The 20,338-nt window shown below is 70.0% G+C and carries 18 protein-coding genes; 6 read left to right on the forward strand and 12 right to left on the reverse strand.

Going from position 1 to position 20,338, the window contains the following annotated elements; translation table 11 throughout:
- Window positions 1-123 precede the first annotated feature (123 nt).
- The 6 genes from NR798_RS12675 (at window position 124) to NR798_RS12700 (ending at window position 6,400) form a co-directional block, all read left to right on the forward strand.
- Window positions 124-1,314, forward strand: coding sequence for an RsmB/NOP family class I SAM-dependent RNA methyltransferase (locus NR798_RS12675; RefSeq protein WP_375773754.1), 1,191 nt, complete (start codon window positions 124-126; stop codon window positions 1,312-1,314).
- Window positions 1,315-1,449: 135 nt separating this feature from the next.
- Window positions 1,450-2,361 carry an LD-carboxypeptidase gene (locus tag NR798_RS12680; RefSeq protein WP_375773755.1) on the forward strand — a complete coding sequence of 304 codons (912 nt, stop codon included), beginning with the start codon at window positions 1,450-1,452 and terminating at the stop codon, window positions 2,359-2,361.
- On the forward strand, window positions 2,358-3,533 hold the full coding sequence (locus NR798_RS12685; RefSeq protein ID WP_375771723.1) for a serine hydrolase domain-containing protein: 1,176 nt from the start codon (window positions 2,358-2,360) through the stop codon (window positions 3,531-3,533). Before NR798_RS12680 ends, NR798_RS12685 begins: the two co-directional genes overlap by 4 nt.
- Window positions 3,526-4,992: a UDP-N-acetylmuramate:L-alanyl-gamma-D-glutamyl-meso-diaminopimelate ligase gene (gene mpl, locus NR798_RS12690; protein WP_375771724.1), complete on the forward strand. Its 1,467-nt coding sequence runs from the start codon at window positions 3,526-3,528 to the stop codon at window positions 4,990-4,992. Before NR798_RS12685 ends, mpl begins: the two co-directional genes overlap by 8 nt.
- A gap of 5 nt (window positions 4,993-4,997) precedes the next feature.
- The gene (locus NR798_RS12695; protein ID WP_375771725.1) at window positions 4,998-5,552 is read left to right on the forward strand and encodes a TlpA family protein disulfide reductase; all 555 of its coding nucleotides are present in this window, start codon (window positions 4,998-5,000) and stop codon (window positions 5,550-5,552) included.
- Between the two features lie 17 nt (window positions 5,553-5,569).
- The gene (locus tag NR798_RS12700) at window positions 5,570-6,400 is read left to right on the forward strand and encodes an inositol monophosphatase family protein (RefSeq protein WP_375771726.1); all 831 of its coding nucleotides are present in this window, start codon (window positions 5,570-5,572) and stop codon (window positions 6,398-6,400) included.
- Window positions 6,401-6,596: 196 nt separating this feature from the next.
- Here NR798_RS12700 and NR798_RS12705 read toward each other — a convergent pair whose 3' ends face one another.
- The 12 genes from NR798_RS12705 to mglB all read right to left on the reverse strand — a co-directional run bounded on the left by NR798_RS12705 (window position 6,597) and on the right by mglB (window position 20,229).
- Window positions 6,597-7,208 carry a polysaccharide biosynthesis/export family protein gene (locus tag NR798_RS12705; RefSeq protein ID WP_375773756.1) on the reverse strand — a complete coding sequence of 204 codons (612 nt, stop codon included), beginning with the start codon at window positions 7,206-7,208 and terminating at the stop codon, window positions 6,597-6,599.
- Between the two features lie 16 nt (window positions 7,209-7,224).
- The gene (locus NR798_RS12710; protein WP_375771727.1) at window positions 7,225-8,490 is read right to left on the reverse strand and encodes a hypothetical protein; all 1,266 of its coding nucleotides are present in this window, start codon (window positions 8,488-8,490) and stop codon (window positions 7,225-7,227) included.
- Between the two features lie 120 nt (window positions 8,491-8,610).
- On the reverse strand, window positions 8,611-9,177 hold the full coding sequence (locus NR798_RS12715; protein ID WP_375771728.1) for a hypothetical protein: 567 nt from the start codon (window positions 9,175-9,177) through the stop codon (window positions 8,611-8,613).
- A 76-nt stretch (window positions 9,178-9,253) separates the two neighbouring features.
- Window positions 9,254-9,703, reverse strand: coding sequence for a cyclic nucleotide-binding domain-containing protein (locus tag NR798_RS12720; protein WP_375771729.1), 450 nt, complete (start codon window positions 9,701-9,703; stop codon window positions 9,254-9,256).
- A 44-nt stretch (window positions 9,704-9,747) separates the two neighbouring features.
- A complete protein-coding gene (locus NR798_RS12725; protein ID WP_375771730.1) occupies window positions 9,748-11,100 on the reverse strand; it encodes an AgmX/PglI C-terminal domain-containing protein in 1,353 nt (450 codons plus the stop codon).
- 24 nt (window positions 11,101-11,124) lie between these two features.
- Window positions 11,125-11,418, reverse strand: coding sequence for a hypothetical protein (locus tag NR798_RS12730; protein WP_375771731.1), 294 nt, complete (start codon window positions 11,416-11,418; stop codon window positions 11,125-11,127).
- An 8-nt stretch (window positions 11,419-11,426) separates the two neighbouring features.
- Window positions 11,427-12,716: a tetratricopeptide repeat protein gene (locus NR798_RS12735; RefSeq protein WP_375771732.1), complete on the reverse strand. Its 1,290-nt coding sequence runs from the start codon at window positions 12,714-12,716 to the stop codon at window positions 11,427-11,429.
- On the reverse strand, window positions 12,713-15,985 hold the full coding sequence (locus tag NR798_RS12740; protein ID WP_375771733.1) for a tetratricopeptide repeat protein: 3,273 nt from the start codon (window positions 15,983-15,985) through the stop codon (window positions 12,713-12,715). The genes NR798_RS12735 and NR798_RS12740 overlap by 4 nt, the downstream gene beginning before the upstream one ends.
- Window positions 15,986-18,343, reverse strand: coding sequence for a tetratricopeptide repeat protein (locus tag NR798_RS12745; RefSeq protein ID WP_375771734.1), 2,358 nt, complete (start codon window positions 18,341-18,343; stop codon window positions 15,986-15,988).
- 10 nt (window positions 18,344-18,353) lie between these two features.
- Window positions 18,354-19,097, reverse strand: a complete 744-nt coding sequence (locus tag NR798_RS12750; RefSeq protein WP_375771735.1) for a dihydrolipoamide acetyltransferase — start codon at window positions 19,095-19,097, stop codon at window positions 18,354-18,356.
- 53 nt (window positions 19,098-19,150) lie between these two features.
- Complete coding sequence (mglA, locus tag NR798_RS12755) at window positions 19,151-19,738, reverse strand: gliding-motility regulator Ras-like GTPase MglA (RefSeq protein ID WP_375771736.1); 588 nt, start codon at window positions 19,736-19,738, stop codon at window positions 19,151-19,153.
- An 11-nt stretch (window positions 19,739-19,749) separates the two neighbouring features.
- Complete coding sequence (gene mglB, locus NR798_RS12760; protein WP_047856129.1) at window positions 19,750-20,229, reverse strand: gliding-motility regulator GTPase-activating protein MglB; 480 nt, start codon at window positions 20,227-20,229, stop codon at window positions 19,750-19,752.
- Window positions 20,230-20,338 lie beyond the last annotated feature (109 nt).

Raw genomic sequence — 20,338 nt, forward strand, 5'->3', positions numbered from 1 at the left:
TGTGGACCGCCGCGACAACGAGGTGCTTTCTAAAGAACGGAGTCCGTCCTGTCAACATCCCGTTTCGACCCGCTCTCCCGGCTTCGCTCGGTTCCCTGGTCGGCGCTCGATGGAATCGCCCCCATCGCCGCCGACGCCCTCTCGCAGGTTCTCTCGGGCTCTCCCGCCGAAAGGGTCCTCGACCGCACCCTCCGCGCCCACCGGGACCTCTCCCGCGAGCAGCGCCAGGCCCTCGCCGAGTCCGTCTTCAACGTCGGCCTCTGGCGCCGCCGGCTCGGCTTCCTGCTCGGCAACCCCGAGGCTCCCGCCCCCGCGCTCCTCTTCGCCTTCCTGCACCGGCTCGCTGGCCTCTCCCCAGAGGAGTCCGCCCGGCTCTCGGGAGTAGGCGTGCCACCCGCCCTCGTCACCGGGGAGCCTCCGTCGCTCGCCCTCCGTTGGTCCCTGCCCGACTGGCTCGCCGAGCACTTCTCCCGCGAGCTCGGCCCCTCCGCCGAGGACTTCTGCGCCCACCTCAACGTCCCCGGTCCCATCACGCTCCGGGTGAATCCGCTGCGCACCACTCGTGAAGCCCTCGCGGAACGGTTGCGCTCCGAGGGCGTCGAGACCCGGCCTGGTGCCCTCAGCCCCCTCGCGCTCCACGTCGTGGGCCCCAAGCCCAACCTCTACGGGCTCGGCTCCCTTCGCGAGGGCCTCTTCGAGGTCCAGGACGAGGGGAGCCAATTGCTCGGCCTGCTTCTCGAGGCGCGGCCCGGAGAGACCGTGCTCGACCTGTGCGCCGGTGCCGGTGGCAAGACGCTCCAGCTCGCCGCCGCCATGGAGAACCGGGGCCGGCTCCTCACGTACGACCCGGATGCCGGGCGGCTCGACCGGCTCCTGCAGCGGTGTTCCCGGGCAGGGGTCTCCATCGTCCAGGTGCTCCGCTCGCCTCCAGAGGGTGTGCTCGCCGACCGGGTGCTCGCGGATGCTCCGTGCTCGGAGCTGGGCTCGCTGCGGCGCGGGCCCGACTCGCGCTTCCGCATGGACCCCGCGTCCCTCTCCGCGCTGCCTCGGATCCAGCACGACATCCTCGCGCGCGCGGGCCGGCTCGTGCGTCCGGGGGGCCGGGTGGTCTACGCCACCTGCACCGTGAATCGCGCGGAGAACGAGGAGGTGGTCCTCGGGTTCCTGCGCGAGTCCCCCGGCTTCCGGCTCGTGCCTCCCGGGGCGGGGTGGTTGGACCCGTCGTGTGTCCGGGAGGGGTTCCTGTTCTGCGCCCCGCATCTGCACGGGACCGATGGGTTCTTCGCCGCCGTGCTCGAGCGGGGGGAGGAGTAGGCGGGCAGGCACGCTCACCCTGGGGGGCTTGCCCCCCCTTTGAACGACGGGGGGGACCTTCTCCCGGAGGGAGAGGGGAGGTTCTCCCTCGGACATGGCGTGCTCGAAGCCCGAGACATGCGCTTCCCCGGTGCTATGAAGGCGCCCGTGCGTTGGCTCAAGCCCCCCCTGCTGCGTCCTCGCGACACCGTCCACATCGTCGCCCCCGCCGGTCCCTTCGACCCGCCTACCTTCGAGGTCGGCCTCGGCGTCCTCGCCCAGCGCTACTCCCCCGTCTACCAGCCCGACCTCTACGAGGCCTGGCGTTACCTCGCCGGTCCTGATTCGCGCCGGGCCGCGGAGCTGACCCGCGCCCTCACCGACTCCAACGCCCGCGCCATCTTCTGCGCCCGGGGCGGCTACGGCGTCATGCGCCTGCTCCCGTCGCTCCCGCTCGCGGACATGGCTCCCACGGCGCTCGTCGGCTTCTCCGACCTCACCGCCCTGCACCTGCCCCTCCAGGGGCTCGGCCGCGTCACCATCCACGGGCCCGTCGTCACCCACCTGGGCAAGCAGCCTGCCGCCGTCCAGGAGTACCTCTTCCGGCTGCTCGAGTCCCCCGAGCCCCCGCCGCCCCTCGAGGGCAAGGCCTCCTACGTCCCCGGTGTCGTCGAGGGCCCGCTGCTCGGCGGCAACCTCTCCGTCCTGTCCCGGCTGGTGGGCACCCCCTACATGCCGCCGCTCGACGGGGCCCTCCTCCTGCTCGAGGACGTGGGCGAGGCTCCCTACCGGCTCGACCGTATCTGGACGCACCTGCGGCTCGCGGGCGTGTTCGACAAGGTGCGAGGCATCGTGCTCGGCGACTTCACGGGCTGCGAGCAGAAGGACGCGCCCTACAGCAGCGCGGACGTCCTCCGCTCGCTCGCCGAGGAGACGGGGCTGCCGTGCGCCGCCGGCTTCCCCATCGGCCACGGCATCCCCAACTACCCCGTCGCCCTGGGGACCCAGGTGCGGTTGGATGCGGGCGTCGCGCGCCTCACCTTCCTGGAAGGAGCGGTGCAGGCATGAGCAGCCACCCCATCGCCAATCTCCAAGCCCTGCTGGAGGAGTCCGTCTCCTTCGGCATCTTCCCGGCCGCCCAGGCCGTGGTGATGCACCGGGGTGTCCAGGTCTTCGGCGGGGTGGCGGGCAACGTCACGGGAGACACGCGCTTCGATCTGGCCTCCGTCACCAAGGTGCTCTGCACCACCGCGCTCTTCCTGCGCTTCTGGACCGAGGGCAAGGTCGGTCCCGAGACGCCCGTGGCCCGCTACTTCCCGGGCTCGCACGTGGGGGACGCGGGCGCCACGGTGGCGGACCTGCTCTACCACCGCTCGGGGCTGCCGCCCTTCGTGCCCTTCTTCGCCCAGGCGCTCACCGCCCATCCCGAGCTGCTCGACCCGGGTTGCCCCTCGGCCACCCGCACCCGCGTGCGCGACGAGGTCATCCAGGCCGCCGCGAGCACGCAACTGGTGGCCCCGCTGCGCACCGCCACCGCCTACAGCGACGTGGGCTTCATCCTCCTGGGGGAGATCCTCGCCCGCGCGGGGGGCGCGTCCCTGGACGTCCTCTTCTCGCGCCACGTCGCCGAGCCGCTCGGCCTCTCCGCGCGCTTCCACCGGCTCACCGACTTCCCCACCGATGGCCGGGTCGCCCCCACGGGTGCCACCCGTCCCCGCGAGCCCGCTCCCGGCCAGGAAGGCATGTGGGGCGAGCTTCCCTCGCGTCCCTCGGTGCCCGGCGAGGTGGATGACGACAACGCCTGGGTGATGGATGGCGTCAGCGGCCATGCCGGCCTCTTCGGCACCGCGGTGGACGTGGCCCGCTTCGGCCAGGCCCTCCTCGCCGGGTGCGCGGGGGCGCCGAGTTTCGCGCCCGCGCCCCTGTTGCACCGCGCGCTGGCCAATGATCCGCTCGTGCAGGGCAGCACCCGCTCCATGGGCTTCGACACGCCCTCGCAGGGCCTGTCCAGCGCGGGCCACTTCATCGGCGACACGCCACCGGGCGCGGTGGGCCACCTCGGCTTCACTGGCACCAGCCTCTGGGTGGACCTGCGCCGCTCCCTCGTGGTGGCGCTCGTCACCAACCGCGTGGCGCATGGCCGCAAGGAAGTGCGCATCCGCGAATTCCGTCCCGTCTTCCACGACCTGGTCGTGGAAGCACTCGGCCTCAACGACCTGACCCCGAAAGCACATGGCTGACGACAACGGCAACGTCCTCGAAACCATCACCCCCGGCGCCGTGCGCCGCATCCACCTCGTCGGCGTGGCCGGCACCGGCATGGGCTCGTTCGCCGGCATGCTCAAGGCCGCGGGCTACGACGTCACCGGCAGCGACGAGAACGTCTACCCGCCCATGAGCGACATGCTCCGGGCCTGGGGCATCCAGGCGCTCACGCCCTACAGCCCGGACAACCTCGACAAGGCGAAGCCGGACCTCGTCATCATCGGCAACGTCATCCGCCGGGTGAACCCCGAGGCCACCGCCGTGCGCGAGCGCCGCATCGCGCAGATGAGCTTCCCGGCCGCGCTGGGCTCGCTCTTCCTGGACCGGGCGCACTCCGTCGTGGTGGCCGGCACGCACGGCAAGACGACCACGTCCTCGCTGATGGCCCACGTGCTCGTGGAGGCGGGGAAGGATCCGTCCTTCCTGGTGGGCGGCGTCACGCAGAACTACTCGGGCAACTACCGGGTGGGGAAGGGCCCGCACTTCGTCGTCGAGGGCGACGAGTACGACACGGCCTACTGGGACAAGGGCTCCAAGTTCCTCCACTACCGGCCGAAGACGGCCATCCTCACCAGCGTGGAGTTCGACCACGCGGACATCTTCCGGGACTTGCCGCACTACGAGGCCACGTTCGACAAGTTCGTCCGGCTGATTCCGAAGGACGGGCGGCTGGTGGTGTGCGCGGCGTACCCCAACGCGGTGAAGCTGGCGCAGGCGTGCCCGGGCCAGGTGGTGACGTACGTGGCGAAGGAGGGCGCCGACGCCGACTTCACGCCGCGCAACGTGCGCTTCGGCCCCGAGGGCGCGCGCTTCGAGGTGGTGGAGCGTGGCACGGTGCTGGGCAGCGTGCTGCTGCCGCTCTCGGGCATGCACAACGTGGAGAACACGCTGAGCGTCATCGCCGCGGCGCGCGGGCTGGGCCTGTCCTTCGAGGAGATCGCCAAGGGGCTGGCCACCTTCCAGGGCGTGAAGCGGCGCCAGGAGGTGCGGGCGGAGATTGGCGGCGTCATGGTGATGGACGACTTCGCGCACCACCCCACGGCGGTGCGGGAGACGATCGCCGCCATCCGCCACCGCTACCCGGACCGGCGGTTGTGGGCCATCTTCGAGCCGCGCTCGAACACCAGCCGCCGCAACATCCACCAGGAGGACTACGCCCACGCCTTCACCGGCGCCAACCGGGCCAGCCTCAAGGTGCCCGAGCGTCACGACAAGGTGCCCGTGGACGAGGAGCTGAACGTGCCCCGCGTCACCGAGGCGCTGAAGTCCCAGGGGATTGATGCCGACTCCTCCACGGACGTGCCCTCGCTCGTCGAGCGCGTGGCGCGCGAGTCCCAGCCCGGCGACGTGCTGCTCGTCATGAGCAATGGCGCCTTCGGGGGCTTCATCGACAAGTTGCTCGTCGCGCTGCGGGCCCGCTTCGGGGAAAAATGAGCTCCATGCGTCCTTTCCGCCTCGCCCTCGCCGCGCTCGCCCTGTCCGGGTGCGCGGCCCAGAAGATGCCGCCACTCACCGCTCCCGCGCTCGCCACGGGCTCGGCGGCGCTGGAGTCCTCCGAGTCCACGCCGCTGGAGTTCACCGTCAAGCGCTACCCGGGCGGTGAGCCGCACGCCATCGCCAGCGACCGGGGCAGCGTGGTGCTGCTCGACGTCTGGGCCACCTGGTGCGAGCCCTGTAAGGACGCGCTGCCCATGTACGAGGACCTAGCCAAGCACTACGCCACGAAGGGGCTCAAGGTGTACGCGCTCAACGTGGACGAAGACGCTCGCGCCATTCCCCCGTTCCTCGAGGAGACGAAGGTGACGTTGCCCGTGCTCCTGGACTCGAACGCCGCGGTGTCGGAGAAGGTGCTGCGCGTGCGCGGGATGCCCACCACGGTGCTGCTCGACCGCCAGGGCCGGGTGCGCTACGTGCACGAGGGCTTCGCCGAGGAGTACCTGACCAAGTACCAGGCGGAGATCGAGGAGCTGCTCTCCGAGCCCGTGAAGCAGTAGCCGAAGGAGGAGCCGTCATGTCCGACGAGTCGCCCGCCACGCTGCGCCGCATCGCCGAGGAGGGAGCCCGGCTCGCCGGGAAGGTGCTCTCCGAGCGGTTCTGGGGCGAGCGCACCATCGAGTACAAGGGCGGCGTCGACAGCGACCTGGTCACGGATGCGGACCGGGCGGCCGAGGCGGCGGTGCTCGGCTTCATCCGCCAGCAGTACCCGGGCCACGCGATTCTCGCCGAGGAGAGCGGGGCCTCGCAGGGCTCGGGGCTGCGGTGGATCGTGGATCCGCTGGATGGCACCACGAACTACGCGCACCGGGTGCCGCACTTCTGTGTGAGCGTGGGCGTGGAGGGGCCGGGCGGAGTGCTGGCCGGCGCCATCTACAACCCCATGCTGAACGAGCTGTTCTCCGCCGCGAGAGGGCAGGGGGCCACGCTCAACGGGCATCCGCTGAGGGCCTCGGGCTGCACGGAGTTGTCGCACGGGCTGTTGTGCACGGGTTTTCCGTACGACGTGCACCAGAAGCCCGAGGGGCCCATGGGACTGCTGCGGCGCTTCATCGTCCGGGCGCAGGGCATCCGCCGCACGGGCAGCGCCGCGCTGGACCTGGCCTACGTGGCGGCGGGACGGTTCGACGGTTTCTTCGAGTTCGGCCTCAAGCCGTGGGATGTGGCCGCGGGCTCGCTGCTGGTGCAGGAGGCGGGCGGGACGATGGTGCGCATCGATGGAGCCCCGTTCCAGGTGGGAGTGGGGGACGTGCTCGCGTGCGCGCCGGGGTTGGCCTCCGCGCTCATCACCGAGAGCCAGGGCTTCCTCGCCGATCTCGGCTGGACACCTCCGGCTCCGCGCGTCTGAGCGCGTGACCTGCGCTGACCACCGCGGCCATTTCCCCTCGCCCTCCGGGAGAGGGACGGGGTGAGGGTATCGGGTGAACCCGGGTTGAGCCCCCTGCTCCCACGGTGGGCCACGGGTTGAAGAACGGGCTCGGATACCCTCACCCTGACCCTCTCCCGAGGGGAGAGGGACTCTTCGTCACATCCCTGAACGGGGTTTAGAAGAAGCTCTCCGGCACGTAGACGATGTCACCTGGCCGCAGGGCGAAGTTCTTCTCCGCGCCGTCGCGGATGTCCTTCACCGGGACGCGGATCTTCAACTGCTGGCCCTCGTCCTGCCGCGCCACCTGGGTGCCGTTGGGCGAGGCCAGCTTGGTGAAGCCGCCCGCCAGCGTCACCGCCTCGATGATGGTCATGCCCTCCTCGTAGGAGAACGTGCCCGGCTTCTGCACCTCGCCGAAGACGAAGACCTTCTTCGAGTTGTACTCGCGGATGGCGACGGACACCTCGGGGTGGCGCAGGTAGCGGGTGAGGCACTCGCGCAGCGCGTCCGCGGCGGTGCCCGAGGTGCGGCCCGCCAGGTGGACCTTGCCGCACAGCGGGTAGTCGATGGTGCCCTCGGGGGACACGGCCCAGATGCCCGAGTGGTCCGGCTCCTGGAAGACGCGCACGTCCACCAGGTCTCCCGGGCCCAGTGTCCGCCGGGTCTCGGAGACCTCGGACGCGCGCGGCTCGGGCAGTGCCGAGGCGTCGATCGTCTGGGAGGACGTGGGGGTGCGGCACGCGGTCAGCGCGCCGAGCAGGAGCACGAGGAAGCGGAGGGAGCGCATCACGGAGCGGGCCGTCTCAGTACGTCACGGTCATCCGAACATACCCCTCATGGCGCGAGTAGTTGATGCCCGCGCCCGTGGCCGTCGACGTCCGGGTATTGAGCAGGTAGCCAGCCCCACCGATGAGCCACTTCTCGAACTGGTACTGAGGGCCCACGTCCAGCTTGAAGAGGGTGTCGCGCCGGTCGCCGAGGAAGCTCAGGAAGTCCACCGCGGTGCTGGCCCGCAGGGTGAGCCGGCCGCCGAGCAGCGACTGTCCCTCCACGTACCCGCGGTCATCGCGGAACTGGCCGAACGCCGCCACGGGCTCCAGCGTCCGCGCGTAGCCGGCCTTGAGGGTCGTGGTCGGGCTCACCAGGTAGCTGCCCTCCACCTGGGCGAGCAGGGTGCCTCCCAGGCCTCCGCTCAAGTCCTGGCCCCACCCCAGCGTGGCCGTGACGGCGATCTTCGGAGTCACCAGGCCCGCCAGGCCTCCCTTGGCCTTCAGCAGCAGGGCGTTCGGGGTGTCGCCGTTCGTGTAGTCGCGCAGGTTGAGGTCGACGTCCGCCACCACGGCCGTCTTCGGCAGGAAGCGCCAGCGGCCCTCGAAGCCCGCCCGCAGGTCGCTGTAGTTGAAGCGGTTCACCTGGGCCGGGTCGCACTCGGGGCCGCCGCAGCCCACCGGAGCCAGGGCTCCCATGGGCTGGAAGAGCTCCATTCCCCACCCCAGCTGGGGCACCACCTCGAGGGCGCCACCCCCGGGCCGCAGGGGCACGCGCAACTTCAGCTCGTTGAAGAGCGACAGCACGCCCGCGCCGATCGCCGCGCTGCGCGTCCGGTCCGAGCGCTGGAAGTGGTCCGCCAGCTCCACCCCGACCTGTCCCTCCTTGTTGAAGACGACATTGAGGTCCCCCTGCGCCTGCAGGTGGGAGGTGTTGGTCGAGCCGGGGGTGAAGAGGCCGGTGTAGTGGACGTAGTCGGCGTAGCCCTTCAGCTCCACGTCCACCTTGTTGCCGGGCAGCTCCAGCCTCAGCCCGGGGCGGATGTGCAGCAGGGCCTCGCCGGAGAGCTGGTCCGACACCACCGTGGGGTCCGTGTTGCCCGGGGGCGGGAAGTAGCCGGCGGCGCTGTCGTAGCGCGTCTCGAAGTCGAAGGTGGCATGCAGCCTGCCGTCGCCCACCTTGATACCGTTGCCACCCGTGTTGGGGCCGCCCGTCAGCGCGGGCGCCTGGCCGGACGCGGGCCATGACACCGCCACGGCCAGCAGGCACAAGGCCCTCCACTTGTTGGCAAGCTGCGTCATGAAACGGTCAGGACCCCGGGCTCCGGGTCATAGCACGCACATCGTCCGTGCTCGAAATGACTTGGCCCCCCCTCCAACGGCCACGGCCGTCCGGGGAGCGGGGAGGCAGCCTGTCCGCAATCACCGCACCGCGCTAGCGGGCGGCGGTCGGACGACGATGTTCTCTACTGGAAGCGGCCGGGTGGGGTCTCCCCCGGGCAGATTCTTCGGCTCCTCCACCTCCACCGACATGTTCTCGTCGGCCTGGAACGCCAGCTGGCCGATGCACTTCTCCGCCTCGGTGCGCAGCTGGGACACCTTCTGCTGGGCGATCATCACCTTGGTGTACTCGTGGGCGCTGGAGGTGCTCTCCCGGTTGGAGACGGCCTCCTGGAGCGCCACGTCCGCCTGCTCGGAGATGCGCAGCAGGCCCTTGATCTGCGTGAGCTTCTCGTTGACGCAGTTGAGCTTCACCACGTCCTTGGCGCGCCGGGCCTCCTCCAGCTTGCCCAGCACGTCCCGGAGCACCTCGCGCATGGCGCCGAGCGACTTGCTGCTGCGCTCGAGCTTCGTCCCATCCGGCACGTCGCTGGCCTTCTCCGCCTGCAGGGCCACGGGGGCCGCGGGGGCCGGGGACGGACGGGGGGCGGGCTGGGCCAGGGCGAGCCCGCTCGCGAGCACCAGGATCAGCACTCCGATGTAGGGCATGTCCTTCACTCCTGGGCCGCGCTGCATGCCCCCGACGCTAGAGAGGCGGGCGGGGGGTGTCAACGCGCGGCGCCGCTCATGCCTGCCTGGCCGTGAGCCGGGCATTGGCCTCGCGCACCCGGGCCGACAGGATGCGCGCGATGTTGATGACGACGAAGGTGAAGCCGTCGCGGTGCGTCTGGCGGAAGCTGGCCAGGTGCTGGGTGGTGAGCCGCAGCAGCACCGCCTCCGTGCGCGCCCGCACCGTGGCCGAGCGGTACTCCTTGTCGATGAGGCTCATCTCCCCGAAGAAGTCCGGGGCGGTGAGCACGGTGAGGGGCCGGTTCGCCCCGCCACCATCGCGCCGCACCACCTCCACCTCTCCGCGGACAATCACGTAGAGGCTGTCGCCCAGCTCGCCCTCCTCGAAGACGGGCTCTCCGGCGGCGTAACGCCGTTGCTCGGCCAGCTCGGCCAGATGCGCCAGCTCCGTGCTGGAGAGCATCTCGAACAGCGGCGAGGATGAAATGATGGCCAGCTTCTCCATGACCCCCGACCCCCCGGGATGCGATGCAGGTTGCTGGCTCCAGTCTACCCCGCCGGGGTGAAGACGAACGGGTAGGCCACCGGGACTTCGTCGTCTGGTTTGAAGGGGAACATCCACCCGCGGACAACCGTCCGGATGCAGCTGGCCACCGCGTCGTTCCCGAGGGTGTTTTCCTCGATTTCGATCTCTCCGGTGCGTCCGGACGGCAGGATGTTGAAGCGCACCATCACCTTGCCCTTGAGGCTGGGGTTGCGCTTGAGCTCCTTCTCGTAGCAGCCCTGGATGGCCTTGAGGCGGGACTTGATGTAGCGGGCGAGCGCCTCCCGGTCCACCTCGGAGCTCTCCACCTCGGGGGTGGCGGCGGAGACGCGGCCGGAGACCTCGATCTCCTTCTTGGAGCCCAGGTCCACCTTGCCGCCGCCGCTGGTGCCGAGGTCGCCGATGCCGGCCACCTTGCCCGTGTCCGCGCCGCGCGGGCCGTTGGCGCCCACGGAGGCCTCGGTGGCGATGCCCACGCCGCCCGCGCCGGCCAGCGCCTGGGCGATGTCCCCGCCCCCCGTGCTGCCGCCGAGCACGTCCGAGAACGCGCCTCCGCCGCTGCCCGAGGAGCCGAGAATCTTCAGCAGGCCCTTGCTGGACACCTTCTTGGCGACCTCGGCGCGCCGGGCGGCGGCCTCCTCGGCGGTGGCGGGCTTGGAGGAGGTGTCGCTCGCCTCGGGCTTGTTGTCCTTCTTGGTCTCCGCGGCGGTGTCCGCGGCGGCCTGGGCCGTGTCGGTGGCCTGCTTCTTAGGTTCCTCCTGCTTGGGAGGCATGAGCACCCGGGCGAAGCGGTCATCCAGCTGGTCCAGCTCCAGCTCGGGCTCGGGGGGAGGCTCGGAGGCGATGATGAGGGCCGCGCCGGAGAAGTGGAGCAGCAGCGAGGCGGCGAGGATGCCGAGGAACATCCGGTCCATGCCCCGCCACGCGCTGCCCTGGAGGTCCGGGGGGAGCTGGGGCGCGTCGGCCGGGGCCGGGGGCAGGATGAACTGGAAGAAGAGGCGGAGGTCCTTGTCGAGCTCCACCACTCCTCGGGCGCTCTCCTGCAGGGGCAGGACGTACTGGTCGCCGCGCTCCATGGCCATGTGCTGCGTGCGCAGGGTGTGGAAGTCCACGTCCGAGGAGCCGAGGTTGACCCGGCCCTGCATGTCGTCGTTGAAGACGAGGTTGTACTGGCCGGCGCGGTACTCGAAGACGGGGAAGCTGGCGGGCAGCTCCGGCAGCGGCAGCACGAGGGTGCTCTTCGGATCCTGGCCGACGGTGAAGTCACCGGGCTTGTGGAGGTGGCGCTCCTCGAGGATGCGGGTGCCCTGGAGGAGGCCCACGCGGAGGATCCGGTTGTGCGGCTGGGGGGAGGCCATGGTCTTCTCGGAGCCCTTCCTACCCTAGAAGGGTTCCTTCTCCACGCTCTTGACGACCTTGGGCGTGAAGCTCTCGGCCTTGTTGAGCTCGTCGAAATTCAGGTTGGAGCGCTGGAGGATGTAGAAGGCCTGCGGCTTCTGGATGTTGCCCTCGACGGTGATGGCCTCCAGGCGGATGACCTTGCGCTTCTTGCCGTCCTTCTTCGGGGCCGGCTGGGCGCCCTGGGAGGCGCCCTGAGACTCCTTGGGCGCGGCGCTGTCCTGGGCGGACGCGGGCGCGGCGGCGAGCAGCAGCACGAGGGCGAGGGCAGGGCGCATGGGCGGGCTCACTTCTTCTCCTCGGCGACTCTATCCGAGGTGGGAGACTCGCCGGAAGCAGGGGCCTCGGCCTGTTGGGCCTTGCGCAGCTGCTCGCGTTTCTCGCGCTCGCGCCGCCGCTCCTCCTTCTCGATGCCCTTCCGGGCGTCCTTGACGTAGTCGTCCACGCGCTCGTCGCGGCCGCCGCGGGCACGGTACTGCTCGAAGTAGGAGAGGCAGGCCTGGAGCCGGGCGAGCGTGTCCAGCTCCTTGGGCTCGGCGTCGAGGTGGAGGATGGCGAGGTTGAAGTACGTGTCGGGCAGGGCCGGGGCGAGGCGCAGCACCTGCTGGTACTCGGCGAGGGCGCGAGTGAAGTCCCCCTGGCCGCGGTACGCGTTGCCGAGGTTGAGGCGGGCGGAGACGAAGTCCGGGGCGGCCTGGACGGCGGCCTCGAGCTCCCGGGCGGCGGCGGCGTGGTCCTGGGCCTCGTTGAGGAGGGCGCCGAGGTTGTTGCGGGCCTCGGCGAAGTCGGGCTTGAGCTCGGAGGCCTTCTTGAAGGACTCGAGGGCGGCGGGCTTCGTCCCGAGCGCGAGCAGCACCAGCCCGAGGGCGTTGTGGGTGGCGGCCTCGTCGGGAGCGACGGTGCGGGCGTTCTCCAGCACCATCCGGGCCAGCTCGTACTTGCGCTCGCGGTAGTACACCTGGGCGAGCAGCTGCATGGCGCGCACGTTGCGCTCCTCGGACTTGAGGATGCGCTTGGCCTCGGTGGCGGCCGCGTCGAGCTTCTTCTGGCACAGCAGCGCCTGCACGAGCGCGGTGCGGGGGGCGAGGGCGTCCGGCTTCGCCTGGAGCTGCTCGCGCAGCCACGACTCGGCCTGGGCGGCCTTTCCGGTGCGGCACTGGAGGCGGGCGAGGTTGTCCCAGGCGGCCTGTTGCTCCGGCGCGAGCTCCAGCGCCTGTCGGTAGGAGCGCTCGGCCTCGTCGTGCTTGCCCAGGCGCTCCTGGGTGATGCCGAGGTTCGTCCACGCCGCGCCATCCTTCGGGCGGCGCTCGGTCTGGGTCTGGTAGCTGGACTCGGCGGCCGTCAGCTCGCCGCGCTGGGCCACGGACAGCGCATCCGCGGGAGGTGGAGCGTCGGCCTTCTTCGCGGCGGTGTCCTGGGGCGCGGGCTGCTTCGGCGCGGGGGCTGCGGGGGCCGCGTCCGGCGTGGCAGCAGCGGAGGGCGCAGCGGCGGCGGCCTTGGCGTCCGGCCTGGGCGTGGTGGCGCAGGCGGAGGCGAGCAGTAGCAGGCCCGGGAGGAGCAGCCGGCGCGGGCTCACGGACCACCTCCGATGAGGCCCTCGGGGTAGAGCTGGTCCGAGGCGATGGCGTCCTTGGGCTCCTTGAGCACCGGGTACTCCTTGGGCCGGAAGCGGTGGAGCGACTCGAGCGTCTTCTTGGTCCACTCGTTGGAGATGCGGTTCTTGCGCGCCTCCTGGAGGGTGGCGGCGTAGCTCTCGACGGCGGCGTCCTCGAGCGTGGCGGTCTGCTGGGCGAGCAGATCCTGGTAGGCCACCACGGCCTCCTCGCCGAGCCGCTTCACGTCGGGGGGGACGGGCGTCTCGATGATGGTGTTGGCGAAGCGCTCCAGGGCGTAGCCGCGGCGGTAGAGCGCGGCGAGCGTCCACTCCAGGCGCTTGTAGGGGAAGACGCGGGCGTAGGCGTCGTTGACGGACTTCACGCCGGTGCGCTTGGCGGTGAAGCTGCGCTCGAGCGCTTTGCCCTTGCCGCCAATCTTGAGCTTGTCGAAGGCGCGGAATCCGGCCTCGGCGAGCTGGAAGCGGCTGTAGGCGGCGGCATCCGCGGCGCGGGGCTGGGCCTCGGGCTGGAGCTTGCGCCGGTCGAACTCGTCGGCGGCGGACGCATAGGCGCGCAGGGCTTCCTTCTCGTTCTTCAGCTTCGCCCACGCATCGCCGATGCGGCGCTTCGCGTCCACCACCAGCTCCACCTGCGCGGGCTGCGAGGCGAACTTGCGCGCGAAGGCTTCCAGGGCGCGGATTTCGCCCCTCCAGTCCTCGCGCTTCTCGAGGAGGAGGGCGGCGCGGAACTGGTTGCGCGGGGCGTCCTCGGCGTTGGGGAAGAGCTCGGCGTAGCGCTGGAAGGAGGCGGCGGCCTCGGCGTAGCGCTGCTGGCCCTCGAGCAGGGTGGCGGCGTTGAAGAGCGCGGCCTCGCGGTCCTTGGAGGCGGGGTAGTCCTTCACCAGCTTCTGGTAGCTCTCCACGGCCTTGTCGAAGTCGTAGGAGTTTTGCGCGTTGACGGCCACGCGGAAGAGGGCGCCATCGGCCAGGGGCGAGGAGGGGTACTCGCGGTAGATGCGCTCGTAGAGCTTGAGGGCCGAGTCGAAGCGCTGCGTCTTCTCGTAGGCCACGGCGGCGTTGTTGAGGGCCTTGTCGGCGAACTCGTGGCGGGGGGCCTCGTCGACGAGCTCGATGTACTTGGTGGCGGCCTCGTCGTACTTGCCCTCGGCGAGGAGCTGATCGGCGAGCTTGAAGCGGCCGGCGAGCTTGAAGCGGACCAGGTCCTTGTGGAGGTCGCTCCGGGGGTCGATGACGTCCTTGTTGGAGGCGAGCTGGCCGCTGACCTCCTCGACGCTCTTCCAGTCCTGGCCGATGAGGAAGGTCTCCACGATGAGGTTGGTGGAGAAGCGGGCCACCTCATGTTGGGGGTACGCCTTCACGATGGCCTCGAAGCGGCGGCGGGCCTCGGGGAAGTCGTCGTGGGCGTAGTACAGCTCGGCGGCCTTGTAGGCGATGCCGGGGGTGCGCTCGCTCTGGGGGAGCTTCGCCACGTGGGTGTCGGAGGCGGCCACCAGCCTCGTCTCCAGCGCGGTGAGGGGCGAGGGCTGGAGGGGCTGGCCCTCGGGACGCTCGCTGGAGCGCAGCGGGGTGGGCGCGGGCTGCTTGCCCGCCTTGATGTCCCCCTCGAGCTGCTTCTGCCAGGAGAGCACCGCGCTGAAGGCGGACTCGGCGAAGTACTTGTTGCCCAGCACCGAGTCGCGCACCGCCTCGTAGCGCTTCGCGGCCTCGCCGAACTGCAGCGAGTTGTAGAGGCACTCGGCGGCGTAGAACTCGAGCTCGTAGGCGTTCTTGCTGCGCGGGAAGCGCTCCAGGTAGCGGCTGTAGCCGGTGGCGGCGAGCTCGAAGCTGGCCTTGGCCTGGTCGAACTTCCCCTCCTGCTTGAACACCAGGGCCTGCTGGTGGTGGTAGATGGCGCTGGAGTAGAGGCTCTTCTCGGTGAGGTCGTTCGCGGTGGCCAGCACGTCGGGGTCGCGCTGGTGCTCCTGGTACCACCGCGAGCCGGGCGAGTAGAGCTCGGAGAGCTTCTGGGCCTCGGCGGAGGACTCGGTCAGCCGGCGGTCCCGCTCGTACGCCTGGACGATCTTCTGCTGGATGAGCGGAGCGTCCGGCGAGAGCGGCTCTTTCTGGAGCACCAGCGTGTAGGCGGCGATGGCCGCCTCGTGGTGGGTCTGGTCGAAGAAGACGTCACCGAGGCGGCGGTACACCTCGGGCTCGTAGGAGCGGGGGCCGATCTTCGCGAAGTACGCCCGGGCCTTGTCGAGGCCGCCCCAGGCCTCATCGGCGAAGGAGATGGCCGTGTACTGGAGCGCCTCGTTGCGCAGGTCGGCGCTGGCCGCGTCGCCCTGGGCGGCACGTTGGGCCTCGTAGAGGTCCACCAGGGCGATGAACGTGTCGACCGCCTCGTCGAAGCGGTCCATGCGGTAGTACGTCCACCCCAGCTTGTAGAGGGCCTTGTCGTAGAGCGGGTGCGAGGTGTCGCGGGTGGCGGCCTCGTAGGCCTCGGCGGCCTTGGAGAGCGCGTTGGGATCGCTGTAGGCGTCGAAGTAGTACTCGCCGACGCGCACCCACGCCTCGGTGGCGAAGCGGCTGGAGGCGTATTGCTGGATGAGCCGCTGGTAGGCGGCGAGGCCCTCCTCGAAGGCGTTCTGCTTCTCCAGGCAGTAGCCGAGCAGGTACAGCGCGCCATCGTTGAGCCGGTAGTCCGGGAAGCGCGAGAGGAGCTGCTTGTAGAGGGAGATGGAGGGCTGGAAGTCCGGCTGAGGCTCGGCAGGGGGCTCGGCGCCCTCGGGGAGCGCGCGCAGCTTCTCCTCCTGCTCGTGCATGGCCACGAGGTGCGTGTCACTGGAGCGCTCGTAGTACAGCTCCGCCAGGCGGAACATGACGTCCGGGGTGTAGCGGGGCTCGTCGGGGTAGCGCCGGAGGAACTCCTCGAAGCGCGCGATGGCCTCCAGCCGCTCCTGGCGCTCCTGCACCTCCATGCTGGAGATGGCCTTCTCGTACGAGTCCGCCAGCCGGTCGCGCCGGTCCTGGTACTTCTTCTGGATGAGGAGCTGGATCTCCCGCTTGTACTCGCGGGACTCCTCCTCGTAGCGCTGGACGGCCTCGCTCAGCTCCTCCAGCAGCTTCTCCTGCTCGGGCGTGCGGCCGAGCCCCGCGAAGCGCGAGGGGGCCGGCTCCGGACGTGCCACGTCCTGCGCGGCGGCGTGCGCGGTGGCCAGCGTCAGGAGGGTGAGCAGCAGGGGGCGGCGCATCTAGTTCTCGTCCTTGAGGACTTCCTCGTACTCCTTCTCGAGCTCCTGCAGGTCCTTGTCCTTCTGCGCGGAGAGCTTCTGGATCTCTGTCGTCTTGTCCTGCTTGCGGGTGAAGGCCACGTCCACCAGCCCCACGTCCGCCTTGAGGACGAGGTCATAGAATTGCTTGCGCACCTTCTGGATGCTCTCGAAGGCGATGCGGCCCACCATGTGACGCGCGTCGCCGGACACGCTGGCCACTTCCTGGTGGTAGTCCTGGAGCTGCCGCTGCTCGGCCAGCACCTTGCCCTTGATGAGCTCCCCGCGCCGCTGCACCTGGGCGCGCAGCACCTGCCGGGCCATGTCCACCCGCGTGCGCAGGGCCTCGGCGTCCTGGCGCGTCTGGTGTGTCCGGGCCACCAGCGTCGCGTCCTCTCCGGACAGCCGCTGCTCGGCGGCGGTCAGCAGCGCGTGCTCCTTCTGGAGTGTCTCCCGGTACCGCCCGCGGAGGAGGTCCTCGCCCGAGACGAAGGCACTGGCCGAGGCGCGCTCGTCCGCCAGTCGCGAGCGGAGCAGCTTCAGCTCGATCTCGAGCGCCTCCACCGTCTGCTCCTCGTTGTGCAGCTGGGTGAGGAACTCCTTCTCCTCCTCGGGCTGGCTGGTGCGCTCCGAGCGCGTGTCCTCCAGCCACTCGCGCACCGCGGTGGAGATGGCGCCCATGCTCTGCAACTCGAAGCCCAGCTGGAACGCATCCCGGTCCAGCTCGTCCACCCGCGCCTGCATCCGCTCCCGCCGCGCCTCCAGTTCCTGGGGGGTGGTGGGCAGGGTGGCCAGACGCACGCCCAGGGCCTCGCGCTCGCGGCGCACGCCCTCCAGCGCGGTGAGCTCCTCGGGCCGCAGCCGTCCCCGCAGCACGTCGCCCTCCACCTGCACCAAGCCCTGCTCGGCCTTCACCAGCGCGCTGTCCACCGCGTCCGCCCGCTGGTAGCCCTCCTGCAGCTCGGGGAACACCTGGAGCCCGCGCTCGTCCAGGGCCTGGAGGATGCGCGTGGCGATGGCCTCCGACGCGTCCACGCCCTCCCGGCTGCTGTCGAGGTCCTTCTGCATCCCCACCGCCTTCGCCACCTCTTCCTGGGTGGTGGCGAACTGGAGCGCCATCGGCGGCAGCAGCGTGGTGACGTCCAGGGTGCTCGCGTTGCGCGCCAGCAGCTTGTCGAAATACGCGATGGGGTCCTGGTTCACCTTCAGCAGCGCGTCCACTTGGTCGTGCACCGGCTTGTAGGTGCCGATGACCTCCTCGTACGCGGCGGTGGCCTCGTCGTACTTGCGCAGCTTGAGCTGCAGGTGGCCCTGGAGGAGCCGGGCCTCGGGAGCCACGGAGGACTCGGGCCCCACCAGCAGGAGGATGTCCGTGGCGTTCTTCGCCTTCTCGAAGTCCCCCTTCTTCACGTGCACCCAGGCCATCTCGTAGAGCGAGTCCACGAAGGACTCACTCTCGCGCGGAATCTCCGCGTACCGGTCGAGCGCCTCGTCATGGCGTCCCAGCTCGTAGAGGAGCCGCCCCAGCGACAGGCTCGCCAGCTCCTTGAGCCGCTGTAGCTCCGGCTCCTGCGCCGTGCTGGAGGCGAGGGGACGGAAGCGCTCCACGGCGCCCGCGTAGTCGCCCTCCTGCACGGCCAGCACACCGAGGAAGTACGCGCTCTGCGGCTGGAAGCGTCCGCCGACGGTGCTGGCCAGGGGCTGGAAGGCCGCGCGGGCCCGCTGGCGCCGCTCCGCGTCCGGCAGGTCCGTCCGCTTGAAGAGCCACTTGGCGTAGACGTACTCGAGCTCCGGCGTCAGCTGGCCACCCGACAGGCGCCGCGCCCGCTCGATGTACTCGTCCAGGCCCGTGAACTGGTTGAGCCGGCTGGCGATCTCCAGGTAGCGCGCGAGCGCGTCCCGGTAGTGCTTCGTGCCGCTCAGCGTGAGCAACTCGCGCAGGTAGATGCGCGCACCGATGTAGTTCTGCTGCCGGTAGAGCGAGTCCCCCAGGTAGAAGAGCGCGTCCGGGTAGTGCTCCTCCGCGCGGAACTTCGGGTCGCCCACCAGGTCATAGAAGAGCACCGACGCGGCGGCCCAGTCTTCCAGCTGGTACTGAATCTCCCCGCTGGAGAAGCGCCGCAGCCGCAGCTCGTCCTCGCCGGGCTCGGGACGCTGGGTGAACTGCGCCTCGACGAAGCGGAGGTTCTCCTCGGCTTCCTTCAGCTGCCCGGACACCTTCTCCAGCCGCGAGGACAGCTCGCGGGCAGAAGGGCGGGGTGCTTCCGCGGCGCGCGCGGAGCCGGGAGCCCCGAGCGTGGCCGCCGCGAGCAGCAGGGCGTGGAGGCGCGACGTGCTCAAGGCCGGCCCTCTACTTCGTTTCGGAGGCCGCAGCGGGAGGCGGCGGGGCGGCGTCTGGGGCTGGCGACGGCTTGCCCGCGTCGCGTGACGACTCGAGGTCGTAGCGCACCGCCGGCCGGTCCTGCAGGTCCGTGGTCAGTCCCCCCTTCTCGAAGCCCACCACGCGCACGGTCGTCACCTTCCCCGGCTCCGCGTTGAAGGTGTAGCTGGACTGCACCTTGAACCGGTACCCCTCCAGGTAGCTGAACACCCCGTAGCCATGGCCGCGGTAGACGAGCCGCACGGCCACCTGGTGCTGGCCCGGCACGATGCGGCCCTTGAAGATCTCGAACTCCCGGTTCTTGGACAGCTCCTCGGAGGCCTCGTCCGTGCGCGTGTAGATGGGCGCGCCGTCCAGCGCGTACGCCACCGACTCCAGCACGAACGAGTCGCCCATCTCGTTGCGGTGGACGAGCACCGCGCGCGCTCCGGTGGAGAGGTCTCCGCCCAGCACCGTCTCCTGCAAGAGCTGCAGGCGCGCCTTGGAGCGGTAGATCTTCTCCTTCAGGTCGACGACCTGCTCCTCGAGCGTGCGCACCCGGGTGTTGAAGGCCTCGTCCGCGGTGCGCGCCTGCGAGGCGGCGGGCGCCGGGGCGGCGGGCTGCGGGGAAGCCGGAGCGGAAACGGCGGAAGGGCCCTGCTGCGCGAACGCAGGGGCCCAGAGGGCCGTGACCGCCACGGCCAGCGCACGGAGGGTAGGGGAGGCGGAGCGCACGAAGGAGCGACCTCGTCTGCGGGCGGACCGGAAGTGGCCCGCCCGGCGTGCGGCTAGCCGCCCTTCTTCAGCTCCGTCAGTACCAGCTTGGCCACCGCCTTGAGCGTGTCGAACACGCCCACGCCGGTGGGGGCCACCGCCTGATACTCGGGGATGTTGCGCTGGTTGAGCGACTTGCGCATCTCCTCGACCGTCACGGCGTTGGGCAGGTCCCGCTTGTTGTACTGCATCACGTACGGAATCTTGTTCAGGTCGTAGCCCTGCTCGGCCAGGTTGATGCGCAGGTTCTCCAACGACTCCATGTTGGCCTCCATGCGCTCCACCTGGCTGTCGGCCACGAACACCACGCCGTCCACGCCCTTGAGGATGAGCTTGCGGCTGGCGTCGTAGAAGACCTGGCCCGGCACCGTGTACAGGTGGAAGCGCGTCTTGAATCCGCGAATCTCACCGAGCGACAGCGGCAGGAAGTCGAAGAAGAGCGTGCGGTCCGTCTCCGTGGAGAGCGAGATGAGCTTGCCCTTCGTCTCCGCGGCGGTCTTGTTGTAGATGTACTGCAGGTTCGTCGTCTTCCCGCACAACCCGGGACCGTAGTAGACGATCTTGCAGTTGATTTCGCGAGACGAGTAGTTGATGAAGGACATGGCTTCTCGGGTTACTCGCTGAAGAGGTTGTCGATATCGTCGTCGGAAATCTCGGCGAACGGCGAGCCGGCCCCGGGACCATCCGTCTTCTTCACGAGGCTCTCGAAGATCTTGGTCAGCTCGTCACTGGCCTTCTTGATGCGCAGGCGCACCAGGCCGAGGCTGGTCCGGTTGTCGAAGATGACGACCAGCACCACCCGGCTCCCGACGATGGTCATGTACAACGAGTCCTTGGCCCCTTCATGGAATTGATGGGGGAACTCGTTTTCGCCAATCAACTTCGCGAGACCGCCCATCGCCGCCACGTTACCGGCCGTCAGCGAGGCCAGTGAGGTGGTGTCGATGTTCTGCGTCTGTCCCGCGGAAGAGATGAGCTGCCCGTTCTTGTCGACGAGGAACACCACCTTCGCGTTCGCGTCCTTGGTCAGCCGGTCGCAAACCGCGTTGATCTTGGTGAACTCCTCTTCATACATCACCAGTTGCGTGCCCATGGGCGTTTACGCTCCTAAGCGTCTCGCTCGACCTTGACTCCCGCGGCCCCCGAAGGTTTCCGGAATGAATTTCGGAGGTTAGGTGCGGCGCTCCCGACCGGGGGAGCTT

The organism is Archangium gephyra, assembly GCF_042230915.1.
GTDB classification, from domain to species: Bacteria; Myxococcota; Myxococcia; order Myxococcales; family Myxococcaceae; genus Archangium; species Archangium gephyra_B.

Coding starts and splice junctions, on each gene's coding strand:
- NR798_RS12680 (WP_375773755.1), top strand. CDS start 1,450: ATGAAGGCGCCCGTGCGTTGGCTCAAGCCCCCCCTGCTGCGTCCTCGC.
- NR798_RS12685 (WP_375771723.1), top strand. CDS start 2,358: ATGAGCAGCCACCCCATCGCCAATCTCCAAGCCCTGCTGGAGGAGTCC.
- mpl (WP_375771724.1), top strand. CDS start 3,526: ATGGCTGACGACAACGGCAACGTCCTCGAAACCATCACCCCCGGCGCC.
- NR798_RS12695 (WP_375771725.1), top strand. CDS start 4,998: ATGCGTCCTTTCCGCCTCGCCCTCGCCGCGCTCGCCCTGTCCGGGTGC.
- NR798_RS12700 (WP_375771726.1), top strand. CDS start 5,570: ATGTCCGACGAGTCGCCCGCCACGCTGCGCCGCATCGCCGAGGAGGGA.
- NR798_RS12705 (WP_375773756.1), bottom strand. CDS start 7,208: ATGCGCTCCCTCCGCTTCCTCGTGCTCCTGCTCGGCGCGCTGACCGCG.
- NR798_RS12710 (WP_375771727.1), bottom strand. CDS start 8,490: ATGACGCAGCTTGCCAACAAGTGGAGGGCCTTGTGCCTGCTGGCCGTG.
- NR798_RS12715 (WP_375771728.1), bottom strand. CDS start 9,177: ATGCCCTACATCGGAGTGCTGATCCTGGTGCTCGCGAGCGGGCTCGCC.
- NR798_RS12720 (WP_375771729.1), bottom strand. CDS start 9,703: ATGGAGAAGCTGGCCATCATTTCATCCTCGCCGCTGTTCGAGATGCTC.
- NR798_RS12725 (WP_375771730.1), bottom strand. CDS start 11,100: ATGGCCTCCCCCCAGCCGCACAACCGGATCCTCCGCGTGGGCCTCCTC.
- NR798_RS12730 (WP_375771731.1), bottom strand. CDS start 11,418: ATGCGCCCTGCCCTCGCCCTCGTGCTGCTGCTCGCCGCCGCGCCCGCG.
- NR798_RS12740 (WP_375771733.1), bottom strand. CDS start 15,985: ATGCGCCGCCCCCTGCTGCTCACCCTCCTGACGCTGGCCACCGCGCAC.
- mglA (WP_375771736.1), bottom strand. CDS start 19,738: ATGTCCTTCATCAACTACTCGTCTCGCGAAATCAACTGCAAGATCGTC.
- mglB (WP_047856129.1), bottom strand. CDS start 20,229: ATGGGCACGCAACTGGTGATGTATGAAGAGGAGTTCACCAAGATCAAC.